The sequence below is a fragment of the Aquimarina longa SW024 genome (assembly GCF_001401755.1).
Classification (GTDB): domain Bacteria; phylum Bacteroidota; class Bacteroidia; order Flavobacteriales; family Flavobacteriaceae; genus Aquimarina; species Aquimarina longa.
This window is the reverse complement of record NZ_AVQK01000010.1, coordinates 34,102-56,505: the sequence shown is the minus strand read 5'-3', so window position 1 is coordinate 56,505 and position 22,404 is coordinate 34,102. Positions and strand designations below refer to the sequence as shown.

Here is a 22,404-nt window from a genome sequence, read left to right as displayed (position 1 = left end):
GTTTTATTATTGTTATACTAAAGAAGTTGATTTTTGTCTTTTATATGTTGCAATAGGATTTTGTAATTTTCCTGCAAACTGTAATAATGCTACTGGATCATCTAAATCTATCATTTGCTTATTATTATGTAATTGCAACCTATTGAGGCATGATAGATGAAAATCAGAGGCAAAAAGATCATATTGCTTATATTTTGCTTCTTTTTCTGGATACTGCTCTTGATAGTCATGGATATTTTCTGCTACTAATTGCCAGAAATTTTCTTCTGCATATCCTGCGTGTTCAACCAAAATATGCGACATAAACCTAAAGAACCCATCAAAGATATCTGTAAAAACTGATAGTAATTTTACATCTTCTGGTACAGCTGCATACATACGTTTTAAGTGCTCCGGAAGAGCTACTTCTGGGCTTAGAATACAAGCTTCTTCTGTAATATCTTTTAACAATACGTTTACTGGAATATGTTCTTCCAACACCATAATTATATTTTCTCCATGAGGCATAAATACCAAATCAAAATGATAGAAACAATGTATTAACGGGCTCAGGTATGCCTTAAAATAATTACGTAACCAATCAGATATGGATACTCCCGAGGCTTCAATTAGTTTAGGCAATAATGCTTCTCCCTGATGATCAATATGTAAAAAAGCTGCCATTGTCATCGGTGTTTGCCCTTTCTCTATTGCCGAGACTGGACTTTCTCTCCATAAAGAAGCTAGCATTTTATTATAATCGTTATGTGGCCCAAACTCTTCGAAATATGGATTTACGTAACTAATAGAAGCTATCTCTCCTAGCATTTTAAATCCTGTTTCTTTTATATAAGAATCATTATATAATAACTCTTCTAACCAAACAGCCATTTTAGGTGCTGTTCCTAAATAATATAGAGGTAATCCCCTCATAAACCCCATATTTAGAATAGAAAGTGCTGTTTTAGTATAGAACTTATGAGGATTAGAGTTATTAAACAACGTACGTATAGATTGCTGGGCTAGATACTGATCTGGTCCATACCCTAAACAAATCAGGTTTCCATTAGCAATTTCTGAAGAAAATATATTAGCTAGTTTATTAAACCATTGCCAAGGATGCATTGGTATAAAGAAATAATCATCTGGATTTAAACCTTTGTCTCTTATAATAGTATTAAAGCCTACTATAGTCTCTTCTTCTAATTCTTGTTGAAGTAATGTTTTATATGGTAACTCTTCAGTAGCAGCATATACTGTATTATTTTTATGACCTGCCAACCATATTAAAGAAAAAGAATTTCCTGCTTCTGGCGCATATGCTCTATAATCACTACTATCAAATCCTATTCTTCCGTTATTCGCTACAAAACCAGGGTGCCCTTCCATCATTGATTGTTCTATCGTCTGAAAACCTGCCGTTACTAAGTCTGAGGCTACTGGATTTCCTTTTGCATGTTTAAAAGCACTACCATATAGTGTACTAATAATTTCTTCTAGATACACTGGCATGTCTTTATCACTAATCCCTAGCTGTTTTCTAAATTCTTTAATAAAAAGAACTGCATCGAGTGGCACTGGCTGTTCTTCTTTGTATTTTTCTATAGAAGCAGTCTCAATCCATAAGTGATTTAATGCTAACGGTTTCGCATCAAATTTATATTGAATTAAAGGAGTATCTGTAGTTACTACATATGTATTCCAACCATCGTTTTGTGATACTAATATCTCAGGTTTTATGAGTAATTCATGGCTAAATTCACAAATGGATTTTTTGATCAATAGTGTATTTGCTTTAGCCCATAATTCTGGTTGGATATGAGATATGGATTGCTGTGGCGAAACGGCATTATCTAGGGTATTCATTGCACTTCGTTTGTTAATTTGTGGAATTATTTTAAGTTGTTGGTGTATTTCTTTGGTTAAAAAGGCTAACTGTGCCGTTTTATGAGGGAGTTCTACTATCGTACTGAGCTTAAATCCTACTCGTTGGCATATCGCAAACATTTTTTTATTTCTTATATCAGGCTCTACGAGGATGCGTTCTATTTTTTGATCTGTGAATACAAAATTCATAATTGCATCAAAAATGTACCAGGTAAAGTTTTGAATTTTCTCCACAGGTGGTGGAGCTACTATAATATGAATCCCGCAATCAGTATCTTTGGCATCATAATGAGTTCCTATAAGATCTTTTTGGGGATGATATCGCTCTAGTATAAAAGCGGGTTGGTGATTATACTCTCCTACAAAAACATCATAATGATCTGGCTCTACTAGTTTAGCATATTCCTTTTTCACTTCTTCTAAAGAATGTTGTTGCATCCCCCAAAAAATAGCATAATCACGATGTACCCAGTCATACAATACATTACTATCCTTTTCTACATCAAAGTGTCGTATATGTATATCGCCAAAACTATCATATGATGACGAAAACTCATACTCCTTGCCTGAATGCATTACATAAGCTGTCTGTTTTTTATCTACCATTGATACCTTATTTATGTTTTTGCTAGTTGTTTTATGTGTCTTCTAAATTGTTTTCTACGGATTATAAGGTAGTACATCGCTAATGATATAATAAAACCTAAAAGTGCTACTGTAAAAGGAATTGTTAATCCATACTGATCTACAATGATACCTACTAAAAAAGAAGATATTAATATCCCTAGATTCTGAAAAAAATGTACTTTGCTATAATCAATAGCATAACGATCTGGCGTACTGTATTCAAACAGTAATACATCAAAACGTACTACTCCTTGGAAAATAGCCCAACCATAGATAATTCTTCCTATGATTACAATTCCACTAATAGGTACTCCCTGAAGTAGAATTCCTATCATTCCTAAAAATAATGCTGATGTAATACTTTGATATTTTGATTCTGACCCATACTTTCTATTAACCCATAATGCTAATAATGCTACAAATCCTGGTATAGCATAGATACTCCCAGAAATTAGTTTACCATCATATTCTGATAAACTCTCCCAGTACAACGAAAAAAATGGACGAATCAAGAAATCACTAAAATATAAGACCATTGTAATAAGCCCTATCTTAAGAATAAACCCGTTAGGTATTAAGCTATCTTTCTTATCAGAAGTTACTGTAGTTGTTATAACGGTATTAGTATCATATTTTTTACTTCTTATTAAATATGCACTCATACCCATTTGTACAAAATCTCCAATAGCCATAATTAGAAAAATATAACTAGCATCTATAAAATCTACTGTAAACCCTCCTATCACAGCTCCTAAGATTCCTCCCATATGTACTACTACAGATAATATTCCTATAGTGGTGGTATGTTCTTCTTTACTAATAATTTTTAATATGTAAGGATACACCAGTAGATAACTTCCTTTAAATAATATCATCAATAAGGAAAATACCCAAAAATTGACATAAGAGGTAGTCCAATAACAGTATAGTGCTAATACTCCTGCAATACACTGGGTATATACTAAAATATTAAGTTCTGCTATTTTTTTGGAAATATATGCCCAAAATGGAAATGCTATCATAACCATAAAACATATTGCAGCAAAATAGTACCCTACATATTTAGGATCTGTAACTCCGAATCGAGTTTCAAAAAACTGAGGATAAAAAGGATGTAACATATAGTCACTTACTACTGCTACCAAAGTCATCAGTATAAGATTTTTTTTTAAGCCCATTAGTTTAGTATAAGTAGATCTCATAGGTTTTGTAAACCTATGAGATCTATAAATTATTCTAGAACAGAAGTTTCAATACTAATCTCCTCTTCTTCGGTTACCTCGAATTGTTGAAAAGCAATACGTTTCTCTATTGGATAATATTCTTTTCCTGTAAGTTCTTTTATAATAAAAGAATTACGGTAGCATGCCATTCCTAAATCGGGTGTAACAAATCCATGAGTATGCAATTCTGCATTTTGCACAAAAATATCTTTACCTTCTTTATCTATACTATAGTTACGGTGTACTGCATATCTATTTTGATCATCCCATTGTATTTGGTCTGTAATTCCCTCTATAAATTCTGGTATATGATATGCATAACCTGTTGCTAATACTAAGGCTTCTGCTTGGTGTCGATATCGTTTATTTTGTTCTACTTGATGTAACTCCATTGTAAATACTTCCTCTGTATCATGGTACTTAGCATCTGTCAATTCAGAATTAGTACGTAAAGTGATCTTTACACCTTCATTTGTTAGTTGCTTAGTATAAATCATGTCGTATATATCTGCAATAAGGTCTTGATTAATTCCTTTAAAGAGATGTTTTTGGTTTTTTACTAAATGGTCTCTTTTAGCTTGAGGTAATTCATAGAAATAATCAACATACTCTGGAGAGGTCATTTCTAAAGTTAACTTAGCATATTCTAATGGAAAAAATCTTGGTGATCTGGTAATCCAGTTTAACTGATATCCTTCTGTATCAATATCCTGTAGAAGATCATAAAAAATCTCTGCTGCACTCTGCCCACTTCCTAGTATTGTTATTGATTTCTTAGACTGCAACACTGATTTATGCTGCAAATATGATGAGGAGTGAATTGCTTTTCCTTTTAACGTCTGGCAACATTCTGGGACTATTGGTTGAGTCCCTGTACCTAGTATCAGTTTTTTAGCTTTATATATTTTTAGTTCATCTGTCTCAATACACTTAGAAGTTACAACATAGCATTCATCTTTTTCATCATATTGTATATGAGTTACTTCTGTATTAAAAAACAAGTTAGGTAATTGTCGTATTACCCATTGACAGTATTGGTTATATTCATTACGAAGTAACAAGAAATTTTCTTTAATATAAAAAGAATATATACGCCCTTGTTTCTTAATATAATTTAAAAAGCTAAATGGACTAGTAGGATCTGCAAGTGTCACTAAATCTGCCATAAAGGGGATCTGAAGCGTTGTATCCTGAAGCAACATTCCTGGGTGCCAATCAAATTTTGGTTTTTTGTCTAAAAAAACTCCTTCTAAAGTATCAATCGGTTGCGTAAGACATGCCAAACCTAAATTAAAGGGGCCAATACCTACTGCTACAAAATCTATTATTTTAGTGTCATTCATTGCTTTGATTTTTAATTATTAGTAGTATAAAGTACCCCTTGTTTTTTAATCATTGTGATAACCTGCAAAAGATCGTCCATTGTTGTTCTAGGATTTAGCAATGTAAATTTTAGATACGTTTTATCATTAATTTTAGTGCTTGCTACCGATGCTTTTCCCGAATTAAAAAGTGTGTTTTTAATGTGTAAATTTACTTGATCTAGCAGATTATCATTAATGACTCCAGGGGTTTTAAACCGAAATACCAGTGTACTGAGTTCTGGTTTATGAGCTACTTCAAAGTAAATATCATCCTTTATCGTATAGTATGCCTCTAAGGCTAGGTAGTGTACTTTTTCTAAAAAACTCCCTAAGGTTTTAACTCCTACAACTTTTAGAGTAAACCATAATTTTAGAGCATCAAATCTACGAGTAGTTTGTATAGATTTCTCTATTAAATTTGGTTGCTGTTCGTTTCGGTTTTCTAGAGGATTCAGGTAGTCTGCATAATAGGATACATATTTAAAATATGCTGCATCTCTAATCAAAAAGGCACTAGAACATACTGGCTGAAATAATGTTTTATGAAAATCAATAGTAATAGAATCAGCATATGCTGTACCCTTAAGCAAATGTTTATGAGTATCTGTTAATGCATAACAACCTCCATATGCACCATCGATATGAAACCAGATATTATATTCTTTTGCTATTTTAGAAATTATTTCTAAAGGATCAAAGCTTCCAAAATCCGTTGTTCCAGCAGTAGCTACAATAGCGATCGGGATATTACCTTGTTGTTTTTCTTTTTCTATTGCTTGTACTAGAGTATCCACTTTCATTTTCATCTTATCATCAGTCTCTACAGGAATTACGGCACCATAGCCCATACCTAACAGTGCAGCATTTTTCTTAACACTAAAATGTGCTTTATCAGAACAAAAGATACGGAACTTACTAACCTCATCAGACCAACCATTCTCTTTGAGGTTTATTCCATAATGTGTAAATGCATAATGATCTCTGGCAATCAGAAGAGCCTCAAAATTAGACTGTGTCCCCCCACTAGTAAAAACTCCATCAGACTCTGGCGGGAGATTCATTACATCACATATCCAGCGAATTATTTCTTGTTCTATCAAAGTTCCCGAAGTGCTTTGATCCCATGTTTCTATAGCTGTATTGACAGAAGAAGCTATTAAATCTCCTACCAAAGCTGGTAATAAAACAGGGCAATTAAGATGTGCTACATAATGAGGATGATGAAAAGAAATAGCATGATCTAGAAATACGTCTTTGATTTCTCGTAGTGCCTGATCAAGACTTATATTTGTTTCTGACTGTATGGCAATACGGTCGTTATAAGCTCTTAAAGATTCTGTGGATGCTCCACTATAAAAACTATCATTGTCTAAAAAAGATTTGATATATTCTACTGCCTTTTGTATATATTCTTCATACTCATATTTAGAATGGGCATCAAGAAGATGATCTACCGCCAGACTAGGTTTTAAGGTAAGTTGGGAATCAGATAACATATATTATTTTTATTTGGTCTAAATAAGATTAAATGCAAATCTAACGACCTTTAGAAATAATAAAATGACGTGAATCGGATAAAAAATGACGTGAGTTTTTTAATATTTAAAATCTATACATAGTTTTATTACTTTAACTAACTGTATCATAGAAGTATAAAAACATCATTCATTATTAAATTTTATCCTCATAAAATATCATGAATTTCTTTTTCTCCACTACAACATAAGTACTAATATAAAAAAAAGCCTAGGGAGTTAAATAAACAGAAGTTTAAGAATTGTTTATCATTTTATGTATAAAAAAAGAACTAAATAAAGAACTTATTTAGTTCTTTTATATACTATTATAGTGTAGTAGGGCAAATATAGTCTGAAACAGGAATACCCACTTCTTGTACTGCTTTAAATCCACCTTGGACATCAATTAGATTATGAATCCCTCGGCTTTTTAATATTGAAGAAGCTATCATACTTCTGTAACCTCCGGCACAATGTACATAGAATGTCTGATTGTCTGGAAACGTTGTTAAATAATCGTTTAGAAAATCTAATGGTGTATTGGTTGCTTCTAAAACGTGTTCTGACAGATACTCACTTTCCTTACGTACATCAAACACTGGTTGTTTTTGTTTTTCTAATTCTTTTTTAAAATCTGCTGCAGTAATAGTACTAACTACATCGTATTCTAAAGAAGCTTTCTTCCAAGCGTCAAAACCTCCTTCTAAGTACCCCAAAGTGTTATCAAATCCTACTCTAGATAATCGTATTACTGCTTCTTCTTCAAACCCTGCATCTGTAACTAATAAGATCGGTTGTTTTACATCTGCAATAAGTGCTCCTACCCAAGGAGCAAAACTACCATCTAATCCTATAAAAATAGATCTGGGAATATGTCCTTTAGCAAATTTATCCTGGTGACGTATATCTAAAACCACAGCTCCTGTTTCATTGGCAATTGTTTCAAATTCTTTTGGTGATAAAGCTCGGGTACCTCTCTCTAATACCTCATCAATATCAGCATATCCTTCTTTATTCATTTTCACATTGAGAGGAAAATATTTAGGCGGTGGTAATAGTCCATCAATCACTTCTGTAATAAATTCATCTTTGGACATATCTTCTCTCAAAGCATAGTTCACTTGTTTTTGATTCCCTAAAGTATCAACAGTCTCTTTCATCATATTCTTACCACAAGCTGAACCAGCACCATGAGCTGGATATACTATCACATCATCAGCTAGGGGCATTATTTTTATCCGCAAACTATCATATAAATAACCTGCCAAATCTTTTTCTGTTAATTCTCCTGCTTTCTGAGCTAAATCTGGTCTTCCTACGTCTCCTAGAAAGAGTGTGTCACCACTAAAAATAGCGTGGTCTTTACCGTTCTTATCTCTTAATAAGTATGTGGTACTTTCCATTGTATGTCCAGGGGTATGCAGGGCAATAATAGTGCTATCTCCTAATTTAAATTCCTGACCATCTTCAGCAATGATAGCATCGAATGCTGGGCTAGCATTAGGACCAAATACAATGGGAGCTTTTGTTGATTTCGATAAAGTAACATGACCACTTACAAAGTCTGCATGAAAATGTGTTTCAAAAATATACTTGATTTTAGCATTGTCGAGTTTAGCTCTATCTAAATAAGGCTTTACCTCTCTCAATGGGTCAATAATAGCTGCTTCTCCATTACTCTCGATATAATATGCTCCTTGTGCAAGACAACCTGTATAAATTTGTTCAACGTTCATTAGTGTATGTTTTAAGTTTAGAGTGTAAAACTACCAAGATTTTAGAGCATATACAGTAACTTTAGTTACATATCAGCAAAATTTACAATAAATGCTTTTTAGCCTGTAATGTTATAATTTCTTGTTCTACTGTTTTCTTTTCGGGAGTATCACAATATTTATACGCTTCGCTTGTATGTACAAAAAGGTGATCCTCTCCAATAACATCAATAAGCTTACTAGTAAATAAGATATCCCGTGTAGGTCCAATAGCACCTGCTATTAGGAATTGTATCCCTTTATTTTTTAAATCAATAATTAGCTGGGTAAGCATGTAGACTGCACTACTATCAATATAATTAATTGATTCTGCATTAAGAATAATTACTTTTAAGACTTCTATCCCTCCTTTAATTTGTATATTTTTATAAAGTTCTTTTTTAAAATAGTCTTTATTGCCAAAAAACAATTGTGCATCAAAACGAATTATTAGTATCGTATCATCAACTTTTGTATTTGAGTCAAATCTTTCAATATTTCTAAAGTAATTAGTATTTTCAATCCTTCCTAATACTGCAATATGTGGTAGCGAGGTTCTATAAATCAACAACAATAATGAAATAAAAACTCCTAATAAAATCCCTTCTTTAATCCCTATAGTTAGTGTTATTAAAAAGGTTATTATAAGTAATGCAAATTCATCTTTTCTGTTTTTAAAAAGCTGGATAGGATATTTTATATCTATCAAACCAAAAACTGCAACCATAATAATCGCTGCTAACACTGCATTGGGTAAGTAATAGAATAAGGGCGTTAAAAATAATAGTGTCAATCCTACGATACAAGCACTCACTATAGCTGCTATACCAGTTTTTGCCCCTGCTTGATCATTCACTGCCGTTCTGGAAAAACCTCCGGTAGTTGGATACGATCGAAATAAAGATCCAATTATGTTCGATATCCCAAGAGCAATTAATTCTTGGTTGGCATCAACTTCATATTCTGAATGTTTTTCTTCAATTGCTTTAGCTACAGATATTGCTTCCATAAAAGCAATAAGAGCTAATGTTAGTGCTATTGGCATAAGTTCGGAGATCCTTGAGTAACCTATTAACGGAATTTCAAAACTGGGTAATCCTTTTGGTACAGCTCCAATTATTTTAACTCCTAAATCATGTAGTCCTAAGAAATAAACACTAATAATCCCTAGAGTCACAACTACAAGTGCTACGGGAAGTTTATTATTTACTTTTTGTCCCCCTTTAATCAATACAATAGTAGCAATACCTATGAGAAGAGTATATAGGTGAGTATATTCGATTGTTTTGATCGTATTTTGTAATAGGATATGCACTTGATTACTTCGCTTAATTTCTGTCCCTAACAAATGTTTTAACTGGCTTAAACCTATAATGATTGCTGCTGCAGATGTAAACCCATTGATTACAGGCTTAGAAAGAAAATTTACTAAAAAACCCATCCTGAATATTCCTAAAATCAATTGAATAGTTCCCATAAAAAAGGCTAAGAAAATTGCCATAATAATATAATCTTCTATCTCAGATATGGCAAGTGCTCCTAATCCTGAAGCTACTAATAGTGAATCCATAGCGACAGGTCCTACAGCTAATTGACGCGAAGTACCCATGATAGCATATATAACCTGAGGAACTAGTGATGCATATAATCCAAAAACAGGAGGTAACCCTGCAATCATTGCATACGCCATTCCTTGAGGAATAAGCATAATCCCCACAGTCAATCCTGCCAAAACATCACCAGAAAAATATGATTTTTTATAGTCTTTTAACCAATCGAATATAGGGAAATATTGTTTTAACATACCTTAAGAATCTGGTATCAAAAGTAGTATCTTATAGGTTTTTTCTAAGTAACATTAGTTACAAAGGGCTTATTTATATATTGATAATTCTGATATAATTTCTATGTAACTCAATTATTCCTAAATTCTCTAATTTTTTAAGTAATCTAGAAATTACTACTCTAGAGCTATGAAGTTCATATGCAATTTCTTTATGTGTATTATGTATAACATCATTATTATTGACACGAGCTTTTTCCTTAAGGTATTGTAACAGTCTTTCATCCATTTTATCAAAGGCAATACTATCTATAGTAAGTAGCATTTCATTTAGACGATTATGATAACTTTCGAATACAAAATTCCTCCATGATTTATACTTAGCAGTCCACTCCTCCATTTTTCTTATAGGAATCATGATAAGTTTAGCATCCGTTTCTGCTATAGCTCTTACTTCGCTTTTTGTTTGCCCCATACAACAGGTCATTGACATAGAACAGGTTTCTCCTTTTTCTAAATAATATAATAGGAGTTCATCTCCTTCTTTATCTTCTCTTAATACCTTTATAACCCCTAAAACTAATAAAGGCATTCCTCTTATATAGTCTCCTATATCCATTAGTTTAAATCCTGCAGGTACTTCTTTAAATGTTCCAACTTGCACTATTTCTTTAATCAATTCAGCTTCAAAAAGATCTCCATAGCTTGCTTTAAGTTCTTTAATCATTTTTATGATGCTTTATTTTTGTGGCTATGTCTTTATCATATTTAAAAAACATACTTGCCCATATTGACTTTGAGACTGCTCCAATATATGGCATTGATACTATAAGGGCAGTAACAATTGCAATAAAAATCCTTATTGGTGTTAATGTAAGTCCTAAAATTAATGATATTACATAAACTGCAACGGCTACAGCAATTCCTACTCCATAAGATACATACATCGATCCATAATAAAAACTTGGCTCTAAACTATATTTTAAATCACACTCAGGACACCTCTCTTTAACCTTATTGAATTGGGATAGGTTATAAGGGCTAGATTCTAAAAATGCCCCCTCTTGACACCTTGGACATTTCAGAAATAAAATAGCGTATAATTTTGTTCCTTTTAAAAACATATCATTTTTTTAGAATCATAAAAATACTTCTTCTTTATATCTAATTCAGTAACAAAAGTTACAGAAGAATTCTAATCTTTTCTATAAAACAAAAAGTAAATAGTATTTATAAGTCTATCATAAAAAGTGCGTTAGCTGTAACAGCTAACGCACTTCATTACACACCTACTTATTCACCGAGAATATATCTTTCAATTGTTTTACCATACCTCCATCGCCCGAAACGCTAATTTCTCCAATTTTATCAGCTATTTTTTCTACATATTCCATTTCTTTAAGCTTGTAAAGCATCTCGTTCTCTTCCATAAGCTTAGCCGTATTCAGTAAACTACGAGTTGAGGCTGTTTCTTCTCTACGAGTAATGATATTAGCCTGTGCTCGTTTTTGAGCCACAAGTACTTGGTTCATAATCTCCTTCATTTCTCCTGTAAGAATCACATCTCGGATACCACAATTATAGATCTCTACTCCCAGTTTGGTCACTTCTGCTTTCGTATCTTCTAATACTGCTAATGCTATATTCTCCTTACGCTCTAAAAGTTCATCCAGAGTATAATTTCCTATATAGGTTCGCAATGCTAATTGCATGGTGATATACAATTGTTTTTCATAATCTTTACTCTCCAATAAAGCTTTTTCGATATCTATAACCTTGTACTGTGTATAAAAATTAATCCGAACAGCGGCTTTATCTTTAGTCAATAATTCTTGACCAGAGATTTCTAATTGTAATTGACGTAAATCCACTTTAGCGATCTTAATAGAGATATCATTTCTCCAAAAACGATATGTACCGCTTTCTAAAATTTTGTTATATACGTCATCTACGATTAATACTGCTTTTTCATAAGCAGCAACTTCAAAAGTTCTGATATACTTATTCAATGCAAAATGGTTAAACAATGACTTATCTATCTTTTCTGTAATATAGATTTTACTAAGATCTACAGTTATAAATTTATATGTTATCAAGTCTCGCCAGTATATATAACGACCAGCAACCAATACATTTTTAAAATTATCATTCTCATACATTAATACAATTTCATTATCTTTTACTTCTATTATATGCCACATCGCCTCTAACTCCTTATCTTGTAGTAAGAGTTCCAGTGCTACTGGTGCTACAAAAGGTTTGGTAAGGTCATACTGTATCACTCGTTCATTAAATCCTAACCAATGAGTTCCTTGGGCAATTACATGATTATAATCTCCTTTTTGGAAAACTAAACCTATTTTGCCCGCATTAATTCTTACTCGTTTCATTCTTTTTATTTTTTTATTAAACATTAATTAAATGACAATTCTCATAACTGAGGTTTTGTCTACTTCAATTAGAAATATCGGGTAGTATTTCTTACTCCTGAAGTATATTTATTAGTAGAGCATGTCCTCTTTTTACTATTACTAAAAGAGATTGGGCTATTCGCTGTATCTTTTTATCTTTCCTTAGACAAGTGCAGGACAGTAAAAAAGGGTATTGTTTCTATCCCTTATGCTATTTTTATTAAAAAAAAACAGTGAAAGCAAATCATCTTTCTAATACGGAAACAGTGGTGTGTTTATACATTCCACACATAGTTTTAAGCAAAGAGATCAAAGAACATAGTATCTAAAAAAAATCTTAAGTTTCCTAAATCTGAATCCAAAAAAGTATGCATCTCTTATAATAACATCACTACTATTTCAAAGTACTTTCTAGACTGCTACTATAGCAAGAATACTATAGTAACCGACTTGCAATCACAGTTTCTATCATATTTTACAGCGTGACAGGCTGGAGATCAGTTTTATAAGTTGATCAGCTTTAAAAAAGATGGATTATGAGTCCATATCTGCCAGAACCGTAATCTGGTGCGTCTACCAATTTCGCCATATCCAATAGGATAGCGGGATTCGAACCCACATAGATGATCTGTTGTTCTATCCATTAAACTATCTGTTTTCACAGAGTGGGAATCGAACCCACAGCTACAGAAATGTTTATTTTTGGTAATAAACAAACCTTCAAGTCAAGTTGTATATAAGGTAATTATACATCTTATGCAATCCCTTATACAATGGTGCTATACAGAAGCACGCAACAAGACTTACTTGATATTTTTACTTCGGCATAGGCCGAATTCTTATTCTATTTTTCTTTTCATATTAATATTTCCATCGGAAAAGTTTCTACTATTTCTTCTTCTCCTTCTATTTCGAAAATACTAACGCAGCAACCACATCCTTTCTCATTAGAAACATAAACCAACTGATTTCTGTTTTTACTAATCCAATCATAAAGAATGTCTTGATTATCTTTTTCTGCTTCAACAATAAATTCTCTTCTTTTTATCATTTCATTTTCTTTTATCATAACCCTGCTACCTTTTCTATAATGTAGCAGGGCACTACTCCAAACCTCTATTATACCCCATCAATAGAAGGTTTGCTTTAATTACAATACAAAGATGAAAACATACTACGCATTCTATTTGCGTAACACTAAAAATCATTTGTAAAAAATGCGATGTATGTCATTTTTACTTTTCCCTTCTTTAGTTTCGGTAGGATATAAAGCTTTGCTCATCGCATTGATATAATTAGAGCCCCACTTAGATAGTACTTTAGTGATCCATAAGCTCTTTTTCTGGATTTTTCCTTTTGTTGTAGTTACATCTGTTTTCATAATACTAAAATGAATTGGTTGAATGTTATTTTTAAATAATCGAGTGGAACAGATAGCATTAAGCATAGAGACAAGGATGAGATTCGAACTCATAAAAAAACAGATTTGCAATCTGTAGCCTTAACCACTCAGCCACCTTGTCCTCTTTATACTATCTTTTTTTAAAAAAAGGCATAAAAAAAGACGCCTTGTTCGGGCGTCTTTTTTTATTTTGATGTATGTATAAGTTATGTGCTTATCATCATCCTTTCTATAAAGTAGACACCTATTTTGTTTCGATCAGAACAATATTCTCTTTGCTCGTTAAAGAGTCGTTTGGTAATATGTTGTGAATTATTCGGTATCATTTTTATATATTTTATCATTAACTATTATGAAGGCAATCTTAATTTTTATTGTTTTGATTGCGATACAAAGATCAAAACATATTTTTAATTTCCAAGCTTTTTTTGAATTTATTTATCTGATAATCAATTAGTTATTTTCAAAAAAAGCATGGAAATTCCTGTCCGTTTAATAACGGATTTTTGGATAATCTGGCAATCGTCTGTTTCTCTGATGCTTAGCCTCCAAATACTATTTTTTATGTACTACTTAACTTTTATCCATATTTTTTAAAAAAAATCATAAAAAAAGCGTCCAATTTCTTGGACGCTTACGGTTATATCTAGTTTTGTTTTAAATCACTTTATAAAAAAGATATAAAATAGTTACACAGCGCCCTATTTCGATTAGATTTTTCAGTAATCCATCGGTAATCACACTGATTTAACAGTGATTTTGATGCGGTATGTATCCTACTTTGTGTCATTTTATTATACAAATATGAGATTATTTCTTGAATTCTAAAAGATTTTATAAAATTTCAATTCTATTAGATTTTTATGAAAACTAGATAAACTTCTAAATCCCTTTTTCAATTATCATTAATTTATGCTTCCCACCATAACGTTTTTTTGTATAATGGAAATTCTATTTCTTCGTATACTAATTTCTTTCGCAATATAGTTTTACACTTGTTACGATACTTTTTACTTAAATATCTCCGATATTCCCAAGAATTACTTTTCCACCAAATTTTCGCACTTCGTGTTCTCTTTTTTCTTTTGTGACTTAATGTGTAATTGTAAAATTTCTTGTTTTCATATGTTTTCATTTTGTATTAAGCTTATAAATTAAAAACTTAATACAGAGTTCCTTTTTTAACTTGTATTTTTATTATTTTAAGTTCTTATCTTCTTTTCTTTCTTCTCTTCCACGGTGCATTTTTTTGCCAATCCCCTGCCATAATACATCCATACGGTACTACCTCATCAATAACAGTTCCTAATCTAAATTCATCCATCTGATTTCTTACAGTTTCGGCATTTTTATAAGCACTTGGCAGTTCTGTAATATCAATCTCATTAGAAAAAAACCGAACATCTAATCCTTTTGTTTCTTCTTCAAAAATTTCTTGAAAAGTCCCTGTTTTACTTTTTCTATGTTGGGTTCTACTCATATTACGTCCTGCTCCATGTGGTGCAAATCCTAAATTGGTTTCTGTAGTTGCTCCATCTACAATCAAAACTGGCTCAGACATGTTTAACGGAATCAGCCTTGGTCCTGTTATATCTGGCATAAACTTGGGATCTAAAGGAGTAGCTCCTTTAGCATGATAGAATAAATCCTTATCCTTAAATACAAAGTTATGCTCATTCCAGTATCGATCTATCGCTTCAATTTTTAATGCTTCTAATGTCGCATTATGGATTACCTCATGATTTGTTTTTGTCCACTTTCTTATAATTTGTAATGCTTCCCAATAGGTTTTCCCTTCTTCTGTATCAAAAGGTATCCAAGCATTCTGTTTTAATGTTTCCGGTGATAATTCTTTTCTAAAACGTTCTGCAATCTTCATTCCCTGAGTATACAAATTAGCTCCAGGACCTCTTGATCCATGATGTGTAATCATCATTGTGTTTCCTGTTTTTTTGGATCTACCAATAAATAAAAAATGATTTCCATCTCCTTGTGTTCCTAAATGTGATCTTGCCGCTTGGATCATTTTTTCAGTATTCAACATACCATTACTTTCAAAATCTTTTAATAGTTCATCCGGAAATCTATATTGCTTGTTTCGATCTCTCCCTCCTGGTCCAAAGTGTGTATTCTTATGTGCTGTATCTAAAACTGTTTTAGGATCTGATTTTCCAAAATCAGTAAGCATTACCGAGCAACAGATATCCGCACTATGCATTCCTGGGTGAATTGCATTTTTTGCTACTGCAACTCCTCCTACAGGAATTGTTCCATTAGCTCCTGTAGGACATGCATCTGGCATCACTGCTCCATTAACTATAGTTGGTGTTCTCATCAATGTATGCATTGATGTTACTACAGAGTTTACATTAGTTTTTTCTAATTCGTTTTCTGCTCTAATATTAATCTGCAATGGAATAGCTACTTGATGTAATTCTAATACTGGTGGAGACTTAAATTGCTCTAAATAACGATCTCTTGCTTCTCCTTCTAATTGATTTACATTAATATGATCGATTGCTTCTGGGAACCATTTCCCTGACCTGAATCCTAACTCTATTAATGTTTTTCCTGTAATATTTATTTTGTTTTCCATAGTATTTATAATTGATGGTACAAAGATGCATTTATACTACGCAATATTTATGCGTAGTTATATTCTTTTTATATCTTTGAGATAAATACTAAAAAAATGGCATTAAACAAAAACGCTTTAATTCGATATAAAACTATTGATAAGTGTTTACAAAACACTAACCAACAATGGACATTAGAACGGTTAATTGAAGCTTGTTCTGATGCATTATATGAGTATGAAGGTAAGGATACTACCGTAAGTAAAAGAACAGTACAATTAGATATCCAAATGATGCGTAGTGATAAATTGGGGTATAATGCTCCAATAGTAGTGTATGATCGTAAGTATTATAGGTATGATGATTCTGATTTTTCGATTACAGATATTCCTATTACAGAAAATGACATGAATGTCTTAAGTGAAACTGTAGAAATGTTAAAGCAATTTAAGGATTTTTCTCTTTTTACAGAACTTGGAGGGATTATACAACGCTTAGAGGATAAAGTATATACCGAAAAGACCAAAAATAAATCGATTATACATATGGATAAAAATGAAAACCTAAAAGGTCTTCATTTTTTGGATGAATTATATCAAGCTATTTTGAAAAAAGTGGTATTAAATCTTAGTTACAAATCTTTTAAAGCTAAATCGGCTAGCCTTATTACATTTCACCCATATATCCTAAAAGAGTTTAATAACCGATGGTTTTTAATTGGTAAAAGGAATGAAGCAAAAGGAATTTCAAATTTAGCATTAGATAGGATTATTAGCATCGATTACGATTTTAAGACCTCGTATGTTGATACTAATTTTGATCCTGATCAGTTTTATAAAGATGTCATAGGGGTAACTGTAAACCAGGGAGAGCGTCCCACTCCTATTAGACTTTATCTCAATGCATATAATGCTCCTTATGTAATTACAAAACCTTTACATCATTCTCAGATTCTCGAACAAGAAAACTTGGATGGGAGTATTGTTATTACAATCATTGTAAAAATTAATTTTGAACTAGAACGTTTATTGTTAGGTTTTGGAGATAGTCTAGAAGTTATACAACCTAAACGACTTCGTAAAAGGATTAAAGAACGACTAGAGAAAGGGGTTGGGTTATATTGTTAATATTTTTCTCAACTTAATAAATTTAGAATCATGGAAATCAACAAAATCATTACACAAAATTATTGACAAGATATTAGCATATTAAAATACTATGTCAATTAAAAAAACCAAGGAGACATAATAGAATTTAGAGATTCTATTATTTGATCTTATTGTAAACAAGTTTAATTAATACCATCATATATCTCTTAGTTCTTTGTACACTGGATCTTCTTCAATCATTCTTAGAAGTTCTTTTTTAGCTTCAAATTTCTTCTTTCTGGCATATCCCTCTGAGTAGCCTGTGATTTTGGAAATTTCTCTCATTGATTTTCTTTCAAAAACAAGACATAAAAGCTTCTTAGATTTGGTATCGAGTTTTTGAAAGTATTTTCTATAAAGGTGTTCTCTCTCTTGATTTTCGATATCTATTATTATAGAATCATTAGCTTCTTCTTCTAAAAAATGATGCTCATCTCCAATAATTAGTTTTTTCTTTTTTCTTAATCGATTCCTCCAGAGATTTTTACAAATTCCATAAAAATAAGTTCTTACAGGTACTCTTAATTCTAAAAGTCCTGAGCGTAATTTCTGATATAACAATACTAAAGCATCCTGAAAGATATCTTCTACATCTTCGGTGTTTCCACAATTACGAAGAATATATCCCTCTATATACTTTATATTCTCCTTATAAAAGCAAGTTAGTATTCTTTCATTTCCTTCAATAATTCCTGCTATGATTACTTGATCTTTACTCTTCATTATAATTCGTTTGTATCTTTTTCAGGTTTAGGATAAATCCATCATCACTCACTTACGTTTACACTACAAACATAAATTAGCTACAGCTCATATCCATACAGATATCTGTACGGCAGTCTGTTTTTTTTAAAAAAACAAACACAACAATCTGAAAACAAACACTTTAAATTTTTAAAAAATTCTTTATTTATTGTTAATTGATATGGTTTTCACATAAATATCGTCTGTTTATACTCCTTTTTTGGAGTAAAAAAACCTAGAATCCGCAAAAAAAACTTTGATTTTATATACTCTTTATTATTTTTTTGGTGTTGATTATTCTGTTCACATAATTTTTATCTATAATTATTTCTAAATCACACCTCCTCAATATCTTGTTTTTCTATATTTATCTCTATAATTTTATAGATTACAGTTCCTAGAATTAATTCAGTTATTGTTTTATAATGTTCGTTTTTTTATGTTATTTTGTATCCAAATTGAAAACAAATGTACATAAAAATAATCAATGAACACTGTAATGTTCATTTTATTTTTATATAATTTTTGAAACTTAAAATATCAAAATGGGCGCAAAACAAAGACTTCGAAAATGGCTTGAACAAGAAAAAATAGGATTGCGAGAATTTAGCCGGAAAGCAGGTTTATCTGTTGGTTTCATTGGATCTGGAGAAAATATAGGAAGCGATAATCTAGATAAAATAAGAAAAATATATCCTGAGATAGATTTATATTGGATCATCACTGGTGAGCTAAAAATAAGTGATTTAGAGACTACAAGTGTTCAATATAATGAACAAAAATTAATCCCTAGTATAAACACTAAAGCACACGATTCTTTAAATCGTGAAACAGAGCTTAAAAAGTTTAAGCTTAGAACTGATAGAGTTATAAGAGATCAGAGTGTTCCACTTTATGATATAGAAGCTACAGCTGGTTTGGTACCACTTTTTGAGGCTGCTACAGATATTAATCCAATAGATCATATCATTATACCTAATCTACCCAAATGTGATGGAGCTATACATATAAAAGGTGATAGTATGTACCCACTCTTAAAAAGTGGAGATATTGTACTTTATAAAGAAATACAAGATATTGAAAATGATCTATTTTATGGAGAAATGTACCTAGTCAGTATAGATGTAGGTAGTGAGGAGTATGTAACAGTTAAATTTGTACAAAAAGATGACAAGGATGGTTATGTGAAATTAGTTAGTCAAAACCAACATCATGAGCCTAAAAGCATAAAAATATCTAAAATAAGAGCTTTAGCACTTGTTAAAGCTAGTATTCGGATTAATTCAATGAATTAAAAAACATAACTATTTAAAGTATACTGCTATACTATTCCTAAATCTTTTACAATAGCTACTAAATGTGTAGTATTTTTAGCCTTAAATTTATCAAAAAGTTTACTTACTCTTTTATCAATGAAACTCTCTCCACTTGAAAAAACCTTTTGTTTTTTAAGTTTAATTCTAATTTCTTTTTTAGTAAATCCTTTTGATAATTCTTCTAACAATATTATATCTAATTCATCTAAATGAATCATTGTATTTTCAGTAGTAGCATTAGTTAGTTCTGGTGGCAATATTGTATCACCCTGATATACCCCATTTACACATGCTATTAATCCTTTTATTGCATCCTGACCTTTGCACACATATCCATTAATATTAAGTTTTTCGAATAAGTTATTGATTTTATCTGGTCTGTTTTCTTGAGAGTATACAATCACTTTAATATCTGGTTGTATATTTCTAATATTTTTTATCAATTCTATTCCTGAAGTTATTTCTTGGGTCTTATGATTTTCTCTAAAAGAAAGATCTGTGATCAATAATTCAAATATTTCTTGATTATCATACGCGTTTCGGAATTTTAGATAAGCATCATCACAATATTTAGCTTCTTCGATATTATAAATTCCGATTTTCTCATTCAGTATATTTATAATGCCTTGATTAGCGATTTCGTAGTCTTCTGCCACCAATACTTTAGTAAACATCTTGCTAACTTTATTAATTAGGAATTTCGATTTTAGCTTTAAAACCTTTGTCTTTTTCTGAGTCAAAGATAAGTTTTCCATGTAAAGCTTTAATACGCTTTTCTGTATTACGAAGTCCATTTTTGGATATAGTGCCTTCTTCTGCGATTCCTACTCCATTATCTGAATAAGTAATCGTTAGTATGTCATTGGTTTTAGAGAACATTAACTTCACTAAACTAGCTTTACTATGTTTTTGCATATTCGTCATTAATTCTTGTAGTACTCTATAGATAGTTATTTTTATAGTTTCATCCATCTGACTCCAATCTATTTTATTAAAACCTACAACAATTAACTGAACCCCATTTAGAGCATAGTTTTGTAACATATTATTCAACTCTTCTGCGTAAGCACTTCCTGTATCAAATTCATTATTTTCTCGGGATATATCACGTGCTTTAACATAAGTACTATTCAATTTATCCTTAATTTGAGGATCATAAGGATCTTTCTGATATTGTAACATTACCTGAAAAATATCATTTCCTAATTCATCGTGCAATCGCTTAGCAATACGGGTTTCTGTTTCGTAACTTGCCTGAAACTGTACTATTCTATTTTGCTGACTAAGGTAATGTGTACGTTGCCTAAAAAAGTAGGCTACAAATATAATACTGATAAATAATAATAGTATCCCTAGCAGATACACCGCATTTTGATTACGTACTTCTGTGATTTTCCTGTTTTTTGCTTCATTCTGCTTTAGCAAACTTGCATTTTCAAATCGAGTGGGTGCATAGATTTCTCGTGTTTTTTTACGCAACTCCATGAGTTTAAGACTAGCGTCTTTAAAACGTTGATGGTCTTCTAACGAATTTGGATTTAATTCAGTTATTAGAGTTAATATTTGTAACAATGCTTCGTAGTCCCTAAAATCTTTTACATTCTCATATGCTTCATTAGCATAATGCCTTGTTTTTTTAAAATTTTTATTTTTGTAGTATCTAGCGAGATATAGGTTACTAGAATATAACCCAAATATATCTTTTTCTTGCTGTCTAATACTAAGTGCTTCTAATAGCATGGTTTCACTTTCTATATTCTCAGAGTTTTGAAGAAATTTAATATATCCTAGATTACATAATATTTGTGCGTATCGTGTTCGCTTTTGAATTACATTCTTATTTTTCAACAATGCTTGTAAAATATGGATACTTTCTTGATAGTTTTTTTGCCTTGCCAAAATAATAGCTCTAGAATTTTTAAAAATCGGTAAATTGTGAGTCCCAATTTTCTTTTTAGCAACTGAATCGTTATATAGGTTTAGAATTTTAGAATTCCAAAATAAAGCTTCTTCTTGACTTCCTAATTCATTAAAAGATATGGCTATACTCTGACATAGCCCTGCTATAATTCTATACTCAGTAGAGTTTTCCACATACCTTAAACCATCTGTAGCTATGGTTTTAGCAGCATTATAATCTCCTAAAGTTTTTTGAACATTAGACATTTCCATTAAACATCTTCCTGAACCTACACTATCTTTAAAATCCCTTCGAATCTTAAAAGCTTGGTTGTAATACTTAAAAGCTTCTAAATGATTGTCCTGTTCTCTGTTATAGTAACCTAACCTATACAAAGCTCTACTTATATAAAAACTATCCTTGGTTTGTTTAGCTAACTTCAACAACAAATAAGATTGATCAATTGCTTTTTCTGGGCCTCTGTATTTATTAAGTAGTTTTGCATATAAAGAAAGCCCTTTACACCTCATTGAATCTAATTCTAGCTTCTTAGTTCCTAATAAAAACCTATCTATAGCCTCTAATCTTTTTTCTTCAGCATTAGAATTATTAAAAGCAATATCATACTGACTATTTAATGAATCAATCTTTTTAACCATCTGTGAAGAAATCTCATCATAGTTAACATTAATAGTACAGGAATTAAAGAAAACACCTACTACTATACATAAGAATAAGAGGGATGGAACTATAATCTGTTTCATCCCTCAAAT

Annotated in this window: 18 protein-coding genes and 1 tRNA gene; 2 read left to right on the top strand and 17 right to left on the bottom strand. The window is 31.3% G+C overall.

Annotated features, from left to right (window positions below; genetic code table 11):
* Positions 1–12: 12 nt before the first annotated feature.
* From N456_RS00115 to N456_RS00055, 14 genes are all read right to left on the bottom strand, one after another.
* Positions 13–2,472, bottom strand: a complete 2,460-nt coding sequence (locus tag N456_RS00115) for a GNAT family N-acetyltransferase (RefSeq protein ID WP_240315455.1) — start codon at positions 2,470–2,472, stop codon at positions 13–15.
* 11 nt (positions 2,473–2,483) lie between these two features.
* On the bottom strand, positions 2,484–3,695 hold the full coding sequence (locus N456_RS00110) for an MFS transporter (RefSeq protein WP_240315454.1): 1,212 nt from the start codon (positions 3,693–3,695) through the stop codon (positions 2,484–2,486).
* Between the two features lie 29 nt (positions 3,696–3,724).
* Positions 3,725–5,059 (bottom strand): lysine N(6)-hydroxylase/L-ornithine N(5)-oxygenase family protein, encoded by a 1,335-nt coding sequence (locus tag N456_RS00105; protein WP_062052638.1) that lies wholly within the window; start codon positions 5,057–5,059, stop codon positions 3,725–3,727.
* Positions 5,060–5,070: 11 nt separating this feature from the next.
* On the bottom strand, positions 5,071–6,576 hold the full coding sequence (locus N456_RS00100) for a pyridoxal phosphate-dependent decarboxylase family protein (RefSeq protein WP_062052637.1): 1,506 nt from the start codon (positions 6,574–6,576) through the stop codon (positions 5,071–5,073).
* Positions 6,577–6,923: 347 nt separating this feature from the next.
* The gene (locus N456_RS00095) at positions 6,924–8,333 is read right to left on the bottom strand and encodes an MBL fold metallo-hydrolase (protein WP_062052636.1); all 1,410 of its coding nucleotides are present in this window, start codon (positions 8,331–8,333) and stop codon (positions 6,924–6,926) included.
* An 82-nt stretch (positions 8,334–8,415) separates the two neighbouring features.
* Complete coding sequence (locus N456_RS00090) at positions 8,416–10,155, bottom strand: SulP family inorganic anion transporter (RefSeq protein WP_062052635.1); 1,740 nt, start codon at positions 10,153–10,155, stop codon at positions 8,416–8,418.
* Positions 10,156–10,228: 73 nt separating this feature from the next.
* On the bottom strand, positions 10,229–10,861 hold the full coding sequence (locus N456_RS00085) for a Crp/Fnr family transcriptional regulator (protein WP_062052634.1): 633 nt from the start codon (positions 10,859–10,861) through the stop codon (positions 10,229–10,231).
* A complete protein-coding gene (locus N456_RS00080) occupies positions 10,854–11,258 on the bottom strand; it encodes a DUF983 domain-containing protein (RefSeq protein WP_062052633.1) in 405 nt (134 codons plus the stop codon). The genes N456_RS00085 and N456_RS00080 overlap by 8 nt, the downstream gene beginning before the upstream one ends.
* A 165-nt stretch (positions 11,259–11,423) precedes the next feature.
* Positions 11,424–12,524 (bottom strand): slipin family protein, encoded by a 1,101-nt coding sequence (locus N456_RS00075; protein ID WP_062053016.1) that lies wholly within the window; start codon positions 12,522–12,524, stop codon positions 11,424–11,426.
* A gap of 524 nt (positions 12,525–13,048) precedes the next feature.
* Complete coding sequence (locus tag N456_RS24150) at positions 13,049–13,189, bottom strand: hypothetical protein (RefSeq protein ID WP_158447795.1); 141 nt, start codon at positions 13,187–13,189, stop codon at positions 13,049–13,051.
* A 212-nt stretch (positions 13,190–13,401) separates the two neighbouring features.
* On the bottom strand, positions 13,402–13,596 hold the full coding sequence (locus N456_RS00070; protein WP_205410236.1) for a hypothetical protein: 195 nt from the start codon (positions 13,594–13,596) through the stop codon (positions 13,402–13,404).
* Positions 13,597–13,749: 153 nt separating this feature from the next.
* Positions 13,750–14,019: a hypothetical protein gene (locus tag N456_RS23555; protein ID WP_148639120.1), complete on the bottom strand. Its 270-nt coding sequence runs from the start codon at positions 14,017–14,019 to the stop codon at positions 13,750–13,752.
* A tRNA-Cys gene (locus N456_RS00065) sits at positions 13,995–14,068 on the bottom strand. The genes N456_RS23555 and N456_RS00065 overlap by 25 nt, the downstream gene beginning before the upstream one ends.
* A gap of 1,089 nt (positions 14,069–15,157) precedes the next feature.
* Positions 15,158–16,543, bottom strand: a complete 1,386-nt coding sequence (locus N456_RS00055) for an RtcB family protein (protein WP_205410235.1) — start codon at positions 16,541–16,543, stop codon at positions 15,158–15,160.
* A gap of 96 nt (positions 16,544–16,639) precedes the next feature.
* Between N456_RS00055 and N456_RS00050 the strand changes: the two genes are divergently transcribed.
* Positions 16,640–17,650 (top strand): helix-turn-helix transcriptional regulator, encoded by a 1,011-nt coding sequence (locus tag N456_RS00050; protein ID WP_062052630.1) that lies wholly within the window; start codon positions 16,640–16,642, stop codon positions 17,648–17,650.
* 177 nt (positions 17,651–17,827) lie between these two features.
* Here the strand turns inward: N456_RS00050 and N456_RS00045 are convergent, their stop codons facing one another.
* Positions 17,828–18,394 (bottom strand): RNA polymerase sigma factor, encoded by a 567-nt coding sequence (locus tag N456_RS00045; protein ID WP_062052629.1) that lies wholly within the window; start codon positions 18,392–18,394, stop codon positions 17,828–17,830.
* Positions 18,395–18,960: 566 nt separating this feature from the next.
* Here N456_RS00045 and N456_RS00040 point away from each other — a divergent pair.
* Positions 18,961–19,710 (top strand): S24 family peptidase, encoded by a 750-nt coding sequence (locus N456_RS00040; RefSeq protein WP_062052628.1) that lies wholly within the window; start codon positions 18,961–18,963, stop codon positions 19,708–19,710.
* Between the two features lie 26 nt (positions 19,711–19,736).
* On the opposite strand, the gene N456_RS00035 is transcribed toward N456_RS00040, so the two are convergent.
* Together N456_RS00035 and N456_RS00030 are read right to left on the bottom strand one after the other, a co-directional pair.
* Positions 19,737–20,405 carry a response regulator transcription factor gene (locus tag N456_RS00035; RefSeq protein WP_158447794.1) on the bottom strand — a complete coding sequence of 223 codons (669 nt, stop codon included), beginning with the start codon at positions 20,403–20,405 and terminating at the stop codon, positions 19,737–19,739.
* Between the two features lie 13 nt (positions 20,406–20,418).
* Positions 20,419–22,395: a tetratricopeptide repeat-containing sensor histidine kinase gene (locus N456_RS00030; protein WP_148639119.1), complete on the bottom strand. Its 1,977-nt coding sequence runs from the start codon at positions 22,393–22,395 to the stop codon at positions 20,419–20,421.
* Positions 22,396–22,404 lie beyond the last annotated feature (9 nt).